We start from the raw sequence: 15,378 nt of genomic DNA on the forward strand, positions 1-15,378 counted from the left end.
CATCGTCCAGGATCGGACGTCCTGGTCGGCTCCGGAGAGCAGGGCACAATAGTGTGCCAAGCGGCTCGCGTCGTCGCCCGCCCGCGTCGGGGTCGCGTGGCAGCATGGACCCGTGCCCGCCCCGCCCCGCCTCGAACCCCTCGTCGTCGGCGGCATCGTCGGCGCCACGACGTTCCGCCGGGCGCAGGGCTACCAGCGCGCCGGGCTGGTGCGGTCGTGGCGGTGGGACCCCGACGAGCTGGTCCTGCGGGCCACCGTCGAGGGCAGCACGTCCCGCCCCTACACCTGCCGCATCTGGTTCGCCCTCGACGGCGGCCGGTACGCGTTCGAGGACTCCGCGTGCACCTGCCCGGTGGGCGTCGACTGCAAGCACGTCGGGGCGGTGCTGCTGGAGGTCGGGGCGCACGGCGTGACCGGCCCGGACGACGGCGACACCGACGACGGGTGGCGGGGACGCCTCGCCGCCCTCTCGCGGAGCGTCCCGGCGGGCGGCGGCACCGAGGGCGGCGTGCTCCCGGTCGCGCTCCGGTTTCGGCTCGACGGCGCGTTCGGGGACACCAGCCCCGGGCTGTCCGTGCGTCCCGTCGCCCCGGCGCGCGACGGCGGCTGGAAGGTCGCCCCGGAGGTCGCGTGGGACGCGCTGGCACGCGGCCTGTACGCGTTCGCCGACACCCGGGCCACCCCGCTGCCGGAGGTGCGTCGCTGGTTCGCCGACCTCGGTGCCGTGCTCGGCGGGGCGCAGGCCTCCCGGGAGGCGTGGCGGCCGCTGGCCCGCGGCGGGCGGGCCGTGTGGCCGCTGCTCGCGGAGGCCGCCGACCTGCGGATCCCGCTCGTGGGGCACGGCGCGCGCGACGAGGTGCGGCTCTCCCGGGACGCGTCGGTGCGGTGGGAGGTCGGCGCCGCCGACGACGGCGTGCACCTCACCCCCCGGATCGCGTTCGACGGGCTCGACGCCCCGGCGACCTCGCCGCTCGGCTGCGTCGGCGACACCGGCTTCTACGCCGCGGACGCCGCCGACGGCCGTACCGTCCTGCACCTCGGCCCTGCGGCGCGCCGCACCGCCGACGGCCTCGCGGACCTGCTGGCCGCCGGGCCGCTCTCCGTGCCCGCCGACGACGTCGCCGAGCTCTACGCCGACCACCTGCCCGCCCTGCGCCGCCTCGCCCGCGTCGTGACCGACGGCAGCCTCGACCTGCCGGCCCCGCCGCGTCCCGTCCTCGTCGCCACGGCGCGGTTCGCCTCCCCGCAGGAGGCGGAGCTCACCTGGGCGTGGGAGTACCCGCGCGCCGACGGGGTGCGGACCGTCCCCCTCGGCGGCGGCGTCCACGACGCGGCCCGCGACCTGGACGTGGAGACCGAGATCCGCGACAAGGCGGTCGCCGCGGTGCGCTCCGTGCCGGGCTGCGCCGACTTCGACACCGACCGGCAGCAGTGGCGCGGCCTCGACGCCCTCGACCTCGCCCACGACGCCCTGCCCGCCCTGGCCGCCGTCCCCGACGTCCGGCTGGAGGCGAGCGACGTCCCGCACTACCTCCACCTCGACGGCGAGCCGCGCGTCGTGGTCGACGGCGCACCGTCGGGCGGGTCGGACTGGCTCGACCTCGGGCTCTCCGTGACCGTGGCCGGCAAGGAGATCCCCTTCGCGCGGCTGTTCACCGCGCTGGCCCGCGGGCGCAAGCGGCTGCTGCTCGTCGACGGGTCCTGGCTCCGCCTCGACCAGCCCGTGCTGAACCGGCTGCGCGACCTCATCGACGACGCCTCCGACCTCGCCGACCGCCCGGGCGAGCTGCGGATGAGCCGCTACGACGCAGACCTGTGGCGCACCGTCGAGGACGTCGCCGACGTCAGCGGCGTCGACGACCGCTGGCGCCGCACCCTCGACGGGCTGCGGGCGTTCGCCGCCGGGCAGGAGGAGGTGGCGGCCACGCCGCTGCCCGCCGGCCTGCACGCCGAGCTGCGCCCCTACCAACGCCAGGCGTTCGAGTGGCTGACGTTCCTGTGGCGGCACGACCTCGGCGGGATCCTCGCCGACGACATGGGCCTCGGCAAGACGCTCGAGGCCCTGACGTTCCTCGCCCACGCCCGCGCGGAACGCCCCGACGCGCCACCGTTCCTCGTCGTGGCCCCGGCGTCCGTCGTGGCGAACTGGGTGCTGGAGGCCGCACGCTTCACGCCCGGCCTGACGGTCGTCGCCGCGGCCTCCACGTCGGCCAAGCGCCGCACGGCGCTCGTGGACCTCGCCGCGGGGGCCGACGTCGTGGTCACGTCCTACGCCGTGCACCGCCTCGACCCTGCGTACACGACGCTGGCGTGGTCGGGGCTGCTGCTCGACGAGGCGCAGTTCGCGAAGAACCCCCGCACCCGCGCCAACCGCGTCGCCCGCGCCACGGACGCCCCGTTCAAGCTCGCCATCACCGGCACGCCGCTGGAGAACGACCTCACCGAGCTGTGGGCGATCCTCGCGGTCGTCGCGCCCGGCCTGTACCCGTCGCTCGCGCGGTTCCGCCTCGAGACGGTGCGCCCTGTCGCCGCCGCGGCCGCGGACGACGACCCGGCCGTCGTCGCGGCCGGCAACCGCGCGCTCGGGCGACTCAAGCGGCGCATCCGGCCGCTCATGCTGCGCCGCACCAAGGAGCAGGTCGCCCCCGAGCTGCCCGAGCGGACCGAGCAGGTGCTGCGCGTCCCGCTGACGGCCGACCACCGCAAGGTCTACGACACCCACCTCCAGCGCGAGCGCCAGCGACTCCTCGGGCTGCTGGAGGACTTCGAGGCCAACCGGGTCGCCATCTTCCGTTCCCTGACGACGCTGCGCCGGCTCGCCCTTGACGCGTCGCTCGTCGACGACGCCTACGCCCGCACCGGCTCCGCGAAGCTCGACCTGCTCGCCGAACAGCTCCCCGAGATCGCCGCCGAGGGGCACCGGGTGCTCGTCTTCAGCCAGTTCACGTCGTTCTTGCGGCGCGTCGCCGAACGCCTCGACGCCGCCGGCCTCGACCACGCCTACCTCGACGGCTCGACCCGGCACCGCGCCGACGTCATCGCCGGGTTCAAGGCGGGCGACGCGCCCGTGTTCCTCATCAGCCTCAAGGCGGGCGGGTTCGGGCTCAACCTCACCGAGGCCGACTACGTGTACCTGCTCGACCCGTGGTGGAACCCGCAGGCCGAGGCGCAGGCCGTCGACCGCACCCACCGCATCGGCCAGACGCGTCCCGTCGTGGTGACCCGGCTGGTGGCCGCGGACACCATCGAGGAGAAGGTCATGGCGCTCGCGGCCCGCAAGGCCGCGCTGTTCGACGCCGTGGTGGACGACGATGCCGGCACGTTCGCCGGCGCCCTGGCCGCCGAGGACGTGCGTGGGCTGCTCGACGGCTGAGCGCCGCGAGCAGCCCCGGCGTCAGCGCACGCCGAGCACGAACGGGTGGACGGCCGCCGCCCCCGCCTCGCGCAGGAGCCGGGCGGCCACCGTGAGCGTCCAGCCGGACTCCGTCCAGTCGTCGACGAGGAGCACGGTGCGGCCGGGCAGGCCGGTGCGCGCCCCCTCGCCGAGCTCGAGGCGCAGCCGCCGGGAGACCCCGGCGAGCCGCTGGGCGGAGTTCACGTCGTGGCGGCCGGGCTCCTCGGCGCCGGGCTGGGGGCCGACCGCACCGATGAGGGGGACGCCCAGGTAGGACGCGAGCCCGTTCGCCAGGTGGTAGGTCAGCCGGGGACGCGTCACCGACCGGACGGCGACGACGCCCTCGATCAGCAGCGGTGCCTGCCCGTCCTCGGCGGCCTCCCCGCGGATCGCGGCCCAGTCGTCCAGGACGCGGGCGGCCGCGGTGCGCAGCGCGGACGGGGTCTCGCCGTCGGGCGTGCGGGGGGCGAACAGCTCGCGCACGGGGCCGGACCAGCCGAGCCCGTCGAACCGGGCGACCGCCCGGCCGGGCTCGGCACGCTCGCCGTCCGGGATCTTGCCCTTGAGGTCGAGGCCGAGCGTCGTCAGGCCGGACGGCCACATCTTGCGCGGCTCGACCTCGACGCCGGGTCGGTCCATCTCCTCGCGGGCGCTCGCGACCGTCTCCGCGTCCGGGGGCGGCGGGAGGGTGACGCCGCCGCAGCGGTCGCAGCGACCGCACGTCCAGCCGTCCGGCAGTGCCGGGTCGTCGAGCTGGGCACGCAGGAACCGCATGCGGCACCCCTCGGTCGCGACGTAGTCGCGCATCGCCTGCTGCTCGGCGTGTCGCGTCTCCTCGACCCGGCCGTAGCGCGCCGCGTCGTACGTCCACGGCTGCCCGGTGGCGACCCAGCCGCCCTGCACCCGGCGGACGGCGCCGTCGACGTCGAGCACCTTGAGCATTGTCTCCAGGCGGGACCGCTTGAGGTCGACGTAGGTCTCCAGCGTGGCGGTCGACATGGTCTCGCCGGTCCGGGCCAGGGCGGCCAGCGTGGCGCGCACCTGCTGCTCGGCGGGGAACGCCTGCGACCCGAACCACTCCCAGATCGCCGCGTCCTCGTGCCCGGGCAGCAGCACGACGACGGCGTCGTCGACGCCACGGCCCGCGCGACCGACCTGCTGGTAGTAGGCGATCGGCGACGACGGCGCGCCGAGGTGCACGACGAACGCGAGGTCGGGCTTGTCGAACCCCATGCCGAGGGCCGAGGTCGCGACCAGGGCCTTGACGCGGTTCTCCTTGAGGTCGTCCTCGAGTTGCTCGCGCTGCGTGGGGTCGGTGCGCCCGGTGTACGAGGCGACGGCGAGCCCGGCGGTACGGAGCTGGGAGGCGACCTCCTCCGCCGCGGACACGGTGAGGCAGTAGACGATGCCGGACCCGTCGATCTCCTGCAGCGCCTCGACCAGCCACGCCACGCGGGTGGGCTGGTCGCGCAGCTCCAGGACGGCCAGGTGGAGCGACTCGCGGTCGAGCTCGCCGCGGAGCACGAGGACGTCGTCGTTCGTGGACAGGGACACCGCGCCCTCGCTCACGCCCTCGCCCGGCACGGCGAGCTGCTCGGCGACGTCCCGGGTGACGCGCTCGTTGGCCGTGGCGGTCGTGGCGAGCACCGGGATGCCGGGCGGCAGGTCCGCCAGCAGCGTGCGGATGCGGCGGTAGTCGGGGCGGAAGTCGTGACCCCAGTCGGAGATGCAGTGCGCCTCGTCGATGACGACGAGGCCGGCGTCCGCGGCGAGGCGCGGCAGCACCTCGTCGCGGAACGCCGGGTTGTTGAGGCGCTCGGGGGAGCAGAGCAGCACGTCCACCTCGCCGGCGGCGATCTGCGCGTGGATCCCGTCCCACTCGGTGACGTTCGCCGAGTTGATCGTGACGGCCCTGATGCCGGCCCGTGACGCGGCGGCGATCTGGTCGCGCATCAGGGCCAGCAGCGGGGACACGATGACGGTCGGCCCGGCGCCGCGGGCCCGCAGCAGGCTCGTCGCCACGAAGTACACCGCGGACTTGCCCCACCCGGTGCGCTGCACCACGAGCGCCCGGCGGTGGAACGCCACGAGCGCCTCGATCGCGCGCCACTGGTCGTCGCGGAGCTCGACGTCGTCGCGGCCGACCAGGCCGCGCAGCGCGACGGTCGCCTGCTCCCGCAGGGTCCCGCCCTCGCCGCCCGCGGTGTCCATGAGGCCGCGCAGCATCGCGAGCTTGGCGCGGCGGGCGGCCCCGGCACGGTCGTCCCGCGGCGCCGGGGGCCGGTCGGCAGGCGCGGCGGGCGCGCCGGGGCGCGTCGTCGCCGCAGGACCGGCCGGGTCGGGCCCGGGATCCCCGGGCGGCTCGTCCGGCGGCGGGGGGACGTCGTCGTCCGGCGGGACGTCCGCGTCGGTCCAGGTGGGCACGAGGTCCGCGTACGGGTCGTCGGAAGAGGTCACCGGGCGATCGTAGGCGCAGCCGGGGACATGTCGCCGTCGTCCTCCACAGCCTCAGCGCGCCTGCTCGCGCAGCAGCGCCGCCGTCGCCCCGACGACGGCCGCGAGCTCCGCGGCGGCCGCGACCAGCTCGTTCGTCCCGAAGAGGGTCGCGGAGATCCCCAGGAGCCCGAAGGCGGCGGACCCCACGAACGCCAGCAGGGTCGCCGCGCCGAACCCGATCGCCCCCACCAGCGGCAGCCAGTGCGACCACGTCAGGAGCAGCACCGTCAGGACGAGCCCGCCGAGGGCGTTGAGCAGGAACAACGGCCCGACCAGGGTGATGTCCCGGTAGCCGTCGAACCAGAGCACCAGGTGCACCACCGCCGACATCAGCACGCCCACCGCCGACACCGCCCTCCAGCCGCGGGCGGGACCCGGCGCGCCGGGCGCGGTGGCTGGCCGCGTGCGGCCGTCAGCATCCATGATGGTCATGCTGCCACCGCAGCACGTCGCCCGTCGTCCGCTAGCGCCGGTCCGCAGCCGTCACCGCCGTCACCGAGGAGCCCGCCTTGACCGACACCGTCCCGCACCTGTCGTGCTGCTCGCGCCGTGACGTCCTGCGCGGCGTGTCCCTGGCCACGGGCGCGGTCGTCGTGGGCGGTTCGCTCGCGGCGTGCGCCGACGGCACGGACCCGGCCGCCGCGGTGTCCGAGGCGTCGTCCGCGGCCGGCGAGGTCGTCGTCCCGCTCGCCGACGTCCCGGTGGGCGGGGCGGTCCCGGCGCAGATCGGCGGGGTGGACGTGCTCGTCACGCAGCCCACCGAGGGCGAGGTGCACGTGTTCAGCGCGGTGTGCACGCACCAGGGGTGCACGGTGCTGCCCGGGGACGGCGTCCTGGAGTGCCCGTGCCACGGCTCGGTGTTCTCCCTCACGGACGCCTCCGTCCAGGCGGGCCCGGCGCCCGAGCCGCTCGGCGAGGTCGCCGTGGAGGTCTCGGACGGCGACGTCGTCGTCGCCTGAGCGTGCCGCGCGGCGGGCACCCGGCACCCGCGTGCCGGTGGCGCGACCGGGCGTCGCGCCGGGTGAGGATGCTCACGGCCCGGCGCCGTCCACGGCGCGGCCGCGCCGATCCGCGGCTCGTGAGGTGACCGGTCGGCGGACGACCGACCACGCCGCGGCGCGGGGTTCGTAGACTGGGCGGGTGATCACCCCCGACGCGCCGGTGCTGCCGCTGCGCCCCGAGCTGGCGGACGAGGTGCCCTACGGCGCCCCGCAGCTCGACGTGCCCGTGCGGCTCAACGTCAACGAGAACCCGTACGCCCCGTCCGCCGAGGTCGTGGCGACGATCGCGCGGTACGTCGCGGACGCGGCGCGCGAGCTCCATCGGTACCCGGACCGCGACTTCGACGCCCTGCGCGCGGACCTCGCGGACTACCTCGCCGACGAGTCGGGCGTGCGCCCGGACCCGGCGCAGGTGTGGGCCGCCAACGGCTCCAACGAGGTCATGCTGCACCTGCTGCAGGCGTTCGGCGGCCCCGGCCGCACCGCGCTGTCGTTCGCCCCGACGTACTCGATGTACCCCGAGTACGCCCGCGACACCCACACCCGCTGGGTGACGGGGCGCCGTGCCGAGGACTTCACGCTCGACCCGGCGCACGCCGTCGCGACGATCGAGGCCGAGCAGCCGTCGGTGATCCTCCTGGCGAGCCCGAACAACCCGACGGGCACCGCGCTCCCGCTGAGCACGGTCGAGGCCGTCCTGGAGGCGGCGGCACGGCTCCCGGCCGTGGTCGTCGTCGACGAGGCCTACGCGGAGTTCCGCCGCGAGGGCGTGCCGTCCGCGCTCGAGCTGCTGGCCGCGCACCCGCACCTGGCCGTGACCCGCACCATGTCGAAGGCGTTCGCCGCCGCCGGCCTGCGCCTCGGCTACCTCGTGGCGTCGACGGCGCTCGTGGACGCGTTGCGCGTCGTGCGCCTGCCCTACCACCTGTCGGCCGTCACCCAGGCGGCGGCCCGGGCCGCACTCGCGCACCGCACCGAGCTCCTCGCGCAGGTCGCCGACCTGCGCCGCGAACGGGACGACCTGGCGACCTGGCTGCGTGGGCTGACCGTGCAGGGCCGGCCGCTCCAGGTCGCCGACACCGACGCCAACTTCGTGCTGTTCGGCACCTTCGCCGACCGGCACGCGGTCTGGCAGGGGCTGCTGGGCCGTGGCGTCCTCATCCGCGAGACCGGCCCCGACGGCTGGTTGCGCGTCTCGGTCGGAACACCCGCCGAGACCCGGTCGTTCAAGGACGCGTTGACCGACGTCGTCGCCGAGATCGTCGAGAAGGAGCAGTGATGGCAGGCCGTACCGCGCGCATCGAGCGGGCCACGAGCGAGTCCACCGTCGTCGTCGAGCTGGACCTCGACGGCACGGGCCGCACCGACATCTCCACCTCGGTGCCGTTCTACGACCACATGCTCACCGCGCTGGGCAAGCACTCGCTCATCGACCTCACGGTGAAGGCGACCGGCGACACCCACATCGACGCCCACCACACCGTCGAGGACACGGCGATCGTCCTCGGCCAGGCGCTCAAGCAGGCCCTCGGCGACAAGAAGGGCATCTCCCGGTTCGGGGACGCCCTCGTGCCGCTCGACGAGGCGCTCGCCCAGGCCGTGGTCGACGTCTCCGGCCGGCCGTACCTCGTGCACACCGGCGAGCCCCCCGGGCAGGAGTACCACCTCATCGGCGGCCACTTCACCGGGTCCCTGACCCGGCACGTGCTGGAGTCGATCGCCCACCACGCCGACATCTGCCTCCACGTGCGCGTGCTCGCCGGCCGCGACCCGCACCACGTCGTGGAGGCCCAGTTCAAGGCTCTCGCCCGCGCGCTGCGGGCCGCCGTCGCCCTCGACCCCCGTGTCGAGGGCATCCCGTCCACCAAGGGAGCGCTGTAGCTTGCCCAGCCAGTTCGAGAACGACCAGCCCGACCTGCCCGAGGTCCCGGGCGACCTCGAGATCCCGGACGACCTGTCGGCCCTCACCGGGTCCGCGGAGCCCGACCTCGCGGCGCTCATCACGCAGGTCGCCGACGCCGAGGCGCTGGCCGCCGCGTGCGCCCTCGCGGAGATCGACGTCGACGCCGTCCCGACCCCGGTCGGCGCCCTCGCCGTGCTGCGGGACCGCTCCGACGGGCTGCCCGAGCGGGCCGCCGCACAGATCTCCCAGGTGGTCAAGGGGGTGCCCCTCATCCTCGTCACGCGGCACGGGGAGCAGCTCACCTGCCACCGCTGGGCGGACGGCGCCGACGAGGGCGAGCTCCCCCCGGGCCTGGTGCTCGGCGGTGCACCGGAGGCCCTGGAGGACCTCGTGACCGGCCACCTGACCGTCGCGGACCTGCCCGGCGTGGTGCCGTCGGCCGGCATCGGACGGCTCAAGGCCGTGCGGATGCTGTCGGCCGTCTCGCGCCGCGCGAAGAAGAAGAAGTGATGGGCGCGGACGTCCCCGAGCTGCTGCCGTCGGGCGGTGCCGCCGCCGACCTCAACCCGCGGCCGGTCACCCCGGCGCGCGTCGACGGCCGGCCCCGCGTCGTGGTCCTGGACTACGGCTTCGGCAACGTGCGCTCCGCCGTACGAGCGCTGGAGCGGGTGGGCGCGGACGTCGAGCTCACCGCCGACCGGGAGGCCGCGTCCCAGGCGCACGGCCTCGTCGTGCCGGGCGTGGGCGCGTTCGCCGCCTGCATGGAGGGCCTGCGCGCGGTGCGCGGCGACCAGGTGGTCGACCGTCGGCTCGCCGGCGGGCGTCCCGTGCTCGGCATCTGCGTGGGCATGCAGGTCATGTTCGACGCCGGCGTCGAGCACGGCGTGCGGGCGGACGGCCTGGGGGAGTGGCGCGGCGTCGTCGAGCACCTCGACGCCCCCGTCGTGCCGCACATGGGCTGGTCCACCGTCGAGCCCGCCGAGGGGTCGACCCTGTTCCGCGGGGTGGAGGACGAGCGCTTCTACTTCGTGCACTCCTACGGCGCGCAGACCTTCACCCAGGGGCACGACGAGGACGCGGACCCCCGCTACACGCCGCCGCGCGTCACCTGGGCGGAGCACGGACCCGACGGCGCGGCCGTGCGGTTCGTCGCCGCGGTCGAGGACGGCCCGCTGTCCGCGACGCAGTTCCACCCCGAGAAGTCCGGCGACGCCGGCGCCACCCTGCTCGAGAACTGGGTGCGCTCCCTGTGAGCGCCCCCGCCGACACCGACTGGAGTACACCGCAGATGACCGAACGCCTCGTGCTGCTGCCCGCCGTCGACGTCGCCGACGGCCAGGCCGTCCGGCTCGTCCAGGGCGAGGCAGGCTCGGAGACCTCGTACGGCGACCCGCTGGCGGCGGCGCTCGACTGGCAGGCCGGCGGGGCGGAGTGGATCCACCTGGTGGACCTCGACGCGGCGTTCGGGCGCGGCTCCAACGCCGACCTGCTGGCCCGCGTCGTCGCCGACCTCGACGTCCAGGTCGAGCTGTCCGGCGGGATCCGGGACGACGCCTCGCTGGAGCGGGCGCTCGCCACGGGTGCCCGCCGCGTCAACATCGGCACGGCCGCGCTGGAGGACCCGGAGTGGACCGCGCGGATCATCGCCGAGCACGGTGACGCCGTCGCCGTCGGCCTGGACGTGCGCGGCACGACGCTGGCGGCCCGCGGCTGGACCAAGGAGGGCGGCGACCTGTGGGAGGTGCTCGCGCGCCTCGACGAGGCCGGGTGCGCCCGCTACGTCGTCACCGACGTCACCAAGGACGGCACGCTCCGCGGCCCCAACGTGGAGCTGCTGCGCGAGGTCGCCTCGCGCACCCCCGCGAAGGTCGTCGCGTCCGGCGGCATCTCGTCGCTCGCCGACCTCGAGGTGCTGCGCACGCTCGTGGGCGACGGCGTCGAGGGCGCCGTGGTCGGCAAGGCCCTCTACGCGGGTGCGTTCACGCTGCCCGAGGCGCTCGACGTGGCGGGGCGCCCGTGAGGTCGATCCAGCCCACCAGCCAGTTCGCGGGCGACGACGGGTCGGCGGATGCCGAGCTCGTGCGGCTCCTCGACGGCCTGACCGCCGGGACGACGCCGCTGCGGGACGTCGTCGCGCGGCTCGCGCGGACCCGGGTGCTCGTCCCCGTCCTGGCGGAGGTCGAGAAGTCCGCGACGGTCGAGCACGAGGGCTCCACCCTCGAGGTCGACAAGGAGGCCTCCGCGGGCGTCGTCGCGCTGGAGGCCCCCGACGGCCGACGGGCCCTGCCGGTGTTCAGCTCGGTCGCGGCCATGCAGGCGTGGCGGCGCGACGCGCGGCCGGTGCCGGTGGAGGCGACGCGGGCGGCCTTGTCGGCGGTCGCCGAGAAGTGGGCGTTGCTCGTCCTCGACCCCGCCGGCCCCGTGACCGTGCTGATCCCGCGCCCCGCGGTGTGGGCGCTCGCGCAGGGCAACGAGTGGCGTCCTGCGCTCGTGCCGACGGCGGACGGCCTGACCGTGGACGACGAGGTCGCCCGGGCGATCGCGGACGCCGCCGCCCCCGTGCAGCACGTGGTGCGCGCGCACGCCGAGCCCGGCCGCAAGGCCGAGGTCGCGGTCGTCCTCGCCCTCGACCCGGGCCTCGACCGGGCCGGCCTCGACACCGTACTGGGGCAGGTCAACGCCCGGCTCGCGGCCGCGAAGGTCGTCGCGGACCGCGTCGACTCCCTCGAGCTGCGGATCGGCGCCGCCCGCTGAGCGGTGCGGTCCCGCGCGGCGGTCAGCAGGCGGGCAGCTCGGCGAACGCCGAGGTGTCCGCCAGCAGGTCGCGCAGCGTGGACGCCGGCACCACGAGCGAGCTCCCGTCCGACGTCTTGGCGTAGACCACCCCGATGACATCGCCGGCGTCGTCGAGCGCCGCGGACCCCGACGACCCGGGCTCGACCACGGCGTCGGTGACCAGCACCTCGCCCAGGTTCTCGTGCAAGGGGTCGGTCGTCGTGCCCACCACCCGGCCGGTGGTGACGGTGAGCCGACCGCCCGACGGGTAGCCGACCACGGTGACGTCGTCGCCCGCCTCGGGGTCGCGCACGGAGATCTCCGGGTACGACGGCAGGTCGTCGCTCGTGCGCACGAGCGCCAGGTCGGCGAGCTCGGCGGCGCTGGCCGCGGCCACGTCGATGTCCCGACCGTCGTAGGTGCTCACCTGCAACGACTCGTTGCCCGCCACGACGTGCCGGTTGGTGATGAGGGTGTGCTCGTCGATCGCGAACCCGGACCCCGTGGACAGGGCGTCGCACCCGACGTTGCGCACGCGCACGGCCATGCGCTGCACCGTGTCGAAGCCGTCGGGGGAGAGGTTCTCGCGGGCGCCGTCGGCGAACGCGGGCGCCGCGGCGCTGGGCACGATGTCGTCCGGGACGGGTGGCGGCATCGCGGGCAGCGCGCCGCACGCGGCCAACGTCAGGAGCGTCACCGCACCGGCCGCCGCGCGGACCGGCCGAGCCGCGGCGCGGCCACGGGGGCGGGCCCTCACCCGGCCAGCTCCTGCTGGAGCTGGGTGTTGGCGTCGTTCGCCTCGTCGCACAGCGCCTGCACGTCGGCCGCGAACCGGTCGAGGTCGGCGGGATCGTACGCCTCCCTGTTGCCGAGGTAGCCGATGAGCTGGGACTGCGCGGACGTGCACTGACCGAGGGCGGTGGCGACGACGCCCGCCGCCTCGCTCACGCGTCGCTGGTAGTCGAGGTACTGCTCGGCCACGACCTGCTCGTCGCCGAGCTGCGCCTTCTCGTCGGCGAGCGCGGTGATCCGGGCGGTCGCGGTCTCGAGCTGCTCCTGCGTGAGCGACAGGTCGGTCTGCGCGCCCTCGAGCCGTGCCTGGAGGTCCGCGACCTGGGCGGCGTGGTCCCGGGCGGAGCCCTCCCAGGTGGCGGCGTGCTCCTGCCACGCGGTGGTGGCCCGCCACAGGTAGCCGGCCAGCACGAGCGCGGCCAGCAGCGCCACGGCGAGGACGACGGCGGTCACCGTCGCGCGGCGTCCCGGCCGACGTCGGCGCCGGCGGCCCGTGGCGCTGCGCCCGATGTCGGCACCGCCGGTGCCGTCCGCCGCGGCGCCGCCCTCGGGCCCGGCCGCCGTCGACGCGCCCGCGGTCCGGCCGGCGCCGGTCGGGGCGGTCGGCGCGGGCACCGGGGGCGGCGTCGGCTCGGTCATGTCAGACGACGGAACCCGTGTACTTCTCGCCGGGGCCCTCGCCGGGGGCGTCGGGGATGACGGACGCCTCGCGGAAGGCGAGCTGGAGGGAGCGGACGCCGTCCCGCAGCGAGCGGGCGTGCTGGTTGCCGACGTCCGGCGCGGACGCGGTGACGAGCGCGGCGAGCGCGGTGATCAGCTTGCGCGCCTCGTCGAGGTCGAGGTGGTCCTGGGCGTCGGCGTCGTCCGCGAGGCCGCACTTGACGGCGGCGGCGCTCATGAGGTGGACGGCGGCGGTGGTGATGACCTCGACGGCGGCGACGTCCGCGATGTCGCGGGTGGCGGCGGTCGTGTCGCCGGGTTCGGTGGGGCTGGAGCTCATGGGACCATCTTGGCACCCCCGCGGGCCCGCGCGGATCCGCCGTGCGTGACCGATCTGACACCGCGGTCGACGGTCGGGACCGCCGGTGGCGGACCGGTCCGTGCTAGCCTTGTGTGCTGACCGACCCGACCGCCCAGCGGCCGGGTGTCGCAAGTGGAGATCATCCCACCCGAGTCCCGACGGGCGCACCGCGCCGACAGGGTCCGGGTCCGGTCGGACGGCGGCTTCGTCGTCCATGTCGCTCGACGACCCGTCGTCGTGCGCCCGGTAGTGGTGGCCTCCGTCTTGCATCCAGGACGGGGGCCTTCCTCGTTCCTGGCGGTCGCCACCACGAGTTCGAGGAGCACCACCATCAGCGAGCCTCGCATCAACGACCGGATCCGCGTCCCCGAGGTCCGGCTCATCGGCCCGGGCGGGGAACAGGTCGGCGTGGTCGCCACGGGAGTCGCCCTGAAGCTTGCCCAGGACGCCGATCTCGACCTCGTCGAGGTCGCCCCGGACGCCCGTCCGCCGGTCTGCAAGCTCATGGACTACGGGAAGTTCAAGTACGAGTCCGACATGAAGGCGCGCGAGGCGCGCCGGAAGCAGGCGAACACCCTCCTCAAGGAGATCCGGTTCCGCCTGAAGATCGACCCGCACGACTACGAGACCAAGAAGGGCCACGTCACCCGGTTCCTGTCCGCGGGCGACAAGGTCAAGGTCATGATCATGTTCCGTGGCCGTGAGCAGTCCCGCCCCGAGATGGGTGTGCGCCTGCTGCAGCGTCTCGCGGACGACGTCGCGGAGCTCGGCTTCGTCGAGTCGATGCCGAAGCAGGACGGCCGCAACATGACGATGGTCCTGGGCCCGGTGAAGAAGAAGGCCGAGGCCAAGATCGAGCAGCGCAAGCGCTCCGCCGAGGTCAACGCCCAGCGCAAGACCAAGTCCGAGGTCAAGGCCGAGGCCCGCGCCCAGAGCGGCGACGAGCCGATGGACGAGGTCGAGACCGACGTCGTCGAGGCGGTCGAGACCGAGGCCGTGGTCGAGTCCGCGCCCGAGGTCGTCGCCGAGCCCGAGGTCGTCGAGGCCGCGCCGGTGGTCGAGGAGAAGCCGGCCCCGGCACCTCGCGCCAAGCAGCCGGCCGCCCCGGCTCCGCGTCCCGCCACTCCGAAGGCCGCCCCCCAGGCCGCGGCCCCGAAGGCCGCAGCGCCCAAGGCCGCGACCCCGCGCCCGGCAGCCCCGCGGCCCGCGCCGCGCCCGGCACCCCGCCCGGGCCCGAGGGCCTGAGCCCACAGCCCATCTGACACCGGGTCGGCGCACCGGCCACGGTCAGCACCACGTCCCCGCCCTCACCGGCGGGTGACCGACATGAGGAGAGACGGCAGTCATGCCGAAGAACAAGACGCACTCCGGCGCCAAGAAGCGCTTCCGGGTCACCGGCAAGGGGAAGGTCATGCGCGAGCAGGCCAACCGCCGCCACCTGTTCGAGCACAAGTCGACCCGCCGCACCCGCCGCCTCGCGCTCGACCAGGAGGTCGCGCCGGCGGACGTCAAGAAGATCAAGAAGCTGCTCGGCAAGTGAGTCTTCCGGCGGGTCCGACCCGCCGGGGCCACCGACCGACCCGAACTGCAAGGAGCATCACGTGGCACGCGTGAAGCGGGCTGTCAACGCCCACAAGAAGCGCCGTACGACCCTCGAGCGCGCCAGCGGTTACCGCGGCCAGCGTTCGCGCCTGTACCGCAAGGCCAAGGAGCAGGTCACCCACTCCTTCGTCTACTCGTACCGCGACCGGAAGGCCAAGAAGGGCGACTTCCGCAAGCTGTGGATCCAGCGCATCAACGCCGCCGCGCGTGCGCAGGGTCTGACCTACAACCGCCTCATCCAGGGCCTCAAGGCCGCGGGTGTCGAGGTCGACCGTCGTCTCCTGGCGGAGCTGGCCGTCAACGACATCGCCGCCTTCAACGCGCTGGTCCAGGTCGCGAAGGACGCCCTCCCCGAGGACGTCAACGCGCCCAAGGCCGCCTGAGCGTCCCTGTC

The 15,378-nt window shown here is 75.2% G+C and carries 16 protein-coding genes; 11 read left to right on the top strand and 5 right to left on the bottom strand.

Annotated elements, in window-relative coordinates; genetic code table 11:
• Positions 1 to 112: 112 nt before the first annotated feature.
• Positions 113 to 3,373: a DEAD/DEAH box helicase gene (locus ATJ88_RS07725; protein WP_098463327.1), complete on the top strand. Its 3,261-nt coding sequence runs from the start codon at positions 113 to 115 to the stop codon at positions 3,371 to 3,373.
• 21 nt (positions 3,374 to 3,394) lie between these two features.
• Here ATJ88_RS07725 and ATJ88_RS07730 read toward each other — a convergent pair whose 3' ends face one another.
• Together ATJ88_RS07730 and ATJ88_RS07735 are read right to left on the bottom strand one after the other, a co-directional pair.
• Positions 3,395 to 5,620, bottom strand: coding sequence for a RecQ family ATP-dependent DNA helicase (locus tag ATJ88_RS07730; protein WP_098465199.1), 2,226 nt, complete (start codon positions 5,618 to 5,620; stop codon positions 3,395 to 3,397).
• Between the two features lie 282 nt (positions 5,621 to 5,902).
• Positions 5,903 to 6,322: a hypothetical protein gene (locus ATJ88_RS07735; protein WP_245852225.1), complete on the bottom strand. Its 420-nt coding sequence runs from the start codon at positions 6,320 to 6,322 to the stop codon at positions 5,903 to 5,905.
• A 77-nt stretch (positions 6,323 to 6,399) separates the two neighbouring features.
• Between ATJ88_RS07735 and ATJ88_RS07740 the strand changes: the two genes are divergently transcribed.
• The 7 genes from ATJ88_RS07740 (at position 6,400) to ATJ88_RS07770 (ending at position 11,548) form a co-directional block, all read left to right on the top strand.
• The gene (locus ATJ88_RS07740; RefSeq protein ID WP_098463329.1) at positions 6,400 to 6,849 is read left to right on the top strand and encodes a Rieske (2Fe-2S) protein; all 450 of its coding nucleotides are present in this window, start codon (positions 6,400 to 6,402) and stop codon (positions 6,847 to 6,849) included.
• Between the two features lie 184 nt (positions 6,850 to 7,033).
• Positions 7,034 to 8,170: a histidinol-phosphate transaminase gene (locus ATJ88_RS07745; protein ID WP_098465200.1), complete on the top strand. Its 1,137-nt coding sequence runs from the start codon at positions 7,034 to 7,036 to the stop codon at positions 8,168 to 8,170.
• Positions 8,170 to 8,772 carry an imidazoleglycerol-phosphate dehydratase HisB gene (gene hisB / locus ATJ88_RS07750; protein ID WP_098463330.1) on the top strand — a complete coding sequence of 201 codons (603 nt, stop codon included), beginning with the start codon at positions 8,170 to 8,172 and terminating at the stop codon, positions 8,770 to 8,772. The genes ATJ88_RS07745 and hisB overlap by 1 nt, the downstream gene beginning before the upstream one ends.
• A gap of 1 nt (position 8,773) precedes the next feature.
• On the top strand, positions 8,774 to 9,304 hold the full coding sequence (locus ATJ88_RS07755) for a hypothetical protein (protein ID WP_098463331.1): 531 nt from the start codon (positions 8,774 to 8,776) through the stop codon (positions 9,302 to 9,304).
• Positions 9,304 to 10,047: an imidazole glycerol phosphate synthase subunit HisH gene (hisH, locus tag ATJ88_RS07760; RefSeq protein ID WP_098463332.1), complete on the top strand. Its 744-nt coding sequence runs from the start codon at positions 9,304 to 9,306 to the stop codon at positions 10,045 to 10,047. Before ATJ88_RS07755 ends, hisH begins: the two co-directional genes overlap by 1 nt.
• Before the next feature lie 35 nt (positions 10,048 to 10,082).
• The gene (gene priA, locus ATJ88_RS07765; RefSeq protein ID WP_098463333.1) at positions 10,083 to 10,814 is read left to right on the top strand and encodes a bifunctional 1-(5-phosphoribosyl)-5-((5-phosphoribosylamino)methylideneamino)imidazole-4-carboxamide isomerase/phosphoribosylanthranilate isomerase PriA; all 732 of its coding nucleotides are present in this window, start codon (positions 10,083 to 10,085) and stop codon (positions 10,812 to 10,814) included.
• A complete protein-coding gene (locus ATJ88_RS07770; protein ID WP_098463334.1) occupies positions 10,811 to 11,548 on the top strand; it encodes an SseB family protein in 738 nt (245 codons plus the stop codon). Before priA ends, ATJ88_RS07770 begins: the two co-directional genes overlap by 4 nt.
• A 22-nt stretch (positions 11,549 to 11,570) precedes the next feature.
• On the opposite strand, the gene ATJ88_RS07775 is transcribed toward ATJ88_RS07770, so the two are convergent.
• Genes ATJ88_RS07775 through ATJ88_RS07785 form a run of 3 tightly spaced genes read right to left on the bottom strand, consistent with a single transcriptional unit; the run spans position 11,571 to position 13,361 of the window.
• Positions 11,571 to 12,326 carry a S1 family peptidase gene (locus ATJ88_RS07775; protein ID WP_425432665.1) on the bottom strand — a complete coding sequence of 252 codons (756 nt, stop codon included), beginning with the start codon at positions 12,324 to 12,326 and terminating at the stop codon, positions 11,571 to 11,573.
• Positions 12,323 to 13,000 carry a hypothetical protein gene (locus ATJ88_RS07780; protein ID WP_245852226.1) on the bottom strand — a complete coding sequence of 226 codons (678 nt, stop codon included), beginning with the start codon at positions 12,998 to 13,000 and terminating at the stop codon, positions 12,323 to 12,325. Before ATJ88_RS07780 ends, ATJ88_RS07775 begins: the two co-directional genes overlap by 4 nt.
• Position 13,001: 1 nt before the next feature.
• Positions 13,002 to 13,361: a DUF1844 domain-containing protein gene (locus ATJ88_RS07785; protein ID WP_098463335.1), complete on the bottom strand. Its 360-nt coding sequence runs from the start codon at positions 13,359 to 13,361 to the stop codon at positions 13,002 to 13,004.
• A 285-nt stretch (positions 13,362 to 13,646) separates the two neighbouring features.
• Here ATJ88_RS07785 and infC point away from each other — a divergent pair, with 285 nt between their 5' ends.
• The 3 genes from infC to rplT all read left to right on the top strand — a co-directional run bounded on the left by infC (position 13,647) and on the right by rplT (position 15,367).
• Complete coding sequence (infC, locus tag ATJ88_RS07790; RefSeq protein WP_245852228.1) at positions 13,647 to 14,627, top strand: translation initiation factor IF-3; 981 nt, start codon at positions 13,647 to 13,649, stop codon at positions 14,625 to 14,627.
• A 100-nt stretch (positions 14,628 to 14,727) separates the two neighbouring features.
• Positions 14,728 to 14,922: a 50S ribosomal protein L35 gene (gene rpmI, locus ATJ88_RS07795; RefSeq protein WP_098463336.1), complete on the top strand. Its 195-nt coding sequence runs from the start codon at positions 14,728 to 14,730 to the stop codon at positions 14,920 to 14,922.
• Between the two features lie 61 nt (positions 14,923 to 14,983).
• A complete protein-coding gene (rplT, locus tag ATJ88_RS07800) occupies positions 14,984 to 15,367 on the top strand; it encodes a 50S ribosomal protein L20 (RefSeq protein ID WP_098463337.1) in 384 nt (127 codons plus the stop codon).
• Positions 15,368 to 15,378 lie beyond the last annotated feature (11 nt).

The sequence above is a fragment of the Isoptericola jiangsuensis genome (assembly GCF_002563715.1).
Lineage (GTDB): Bacteria > Actinomycetota > Actinomycetes > Actinomycetales > Cellulomonadaceae > Isoptericola > Isoptericola jiangsuensis.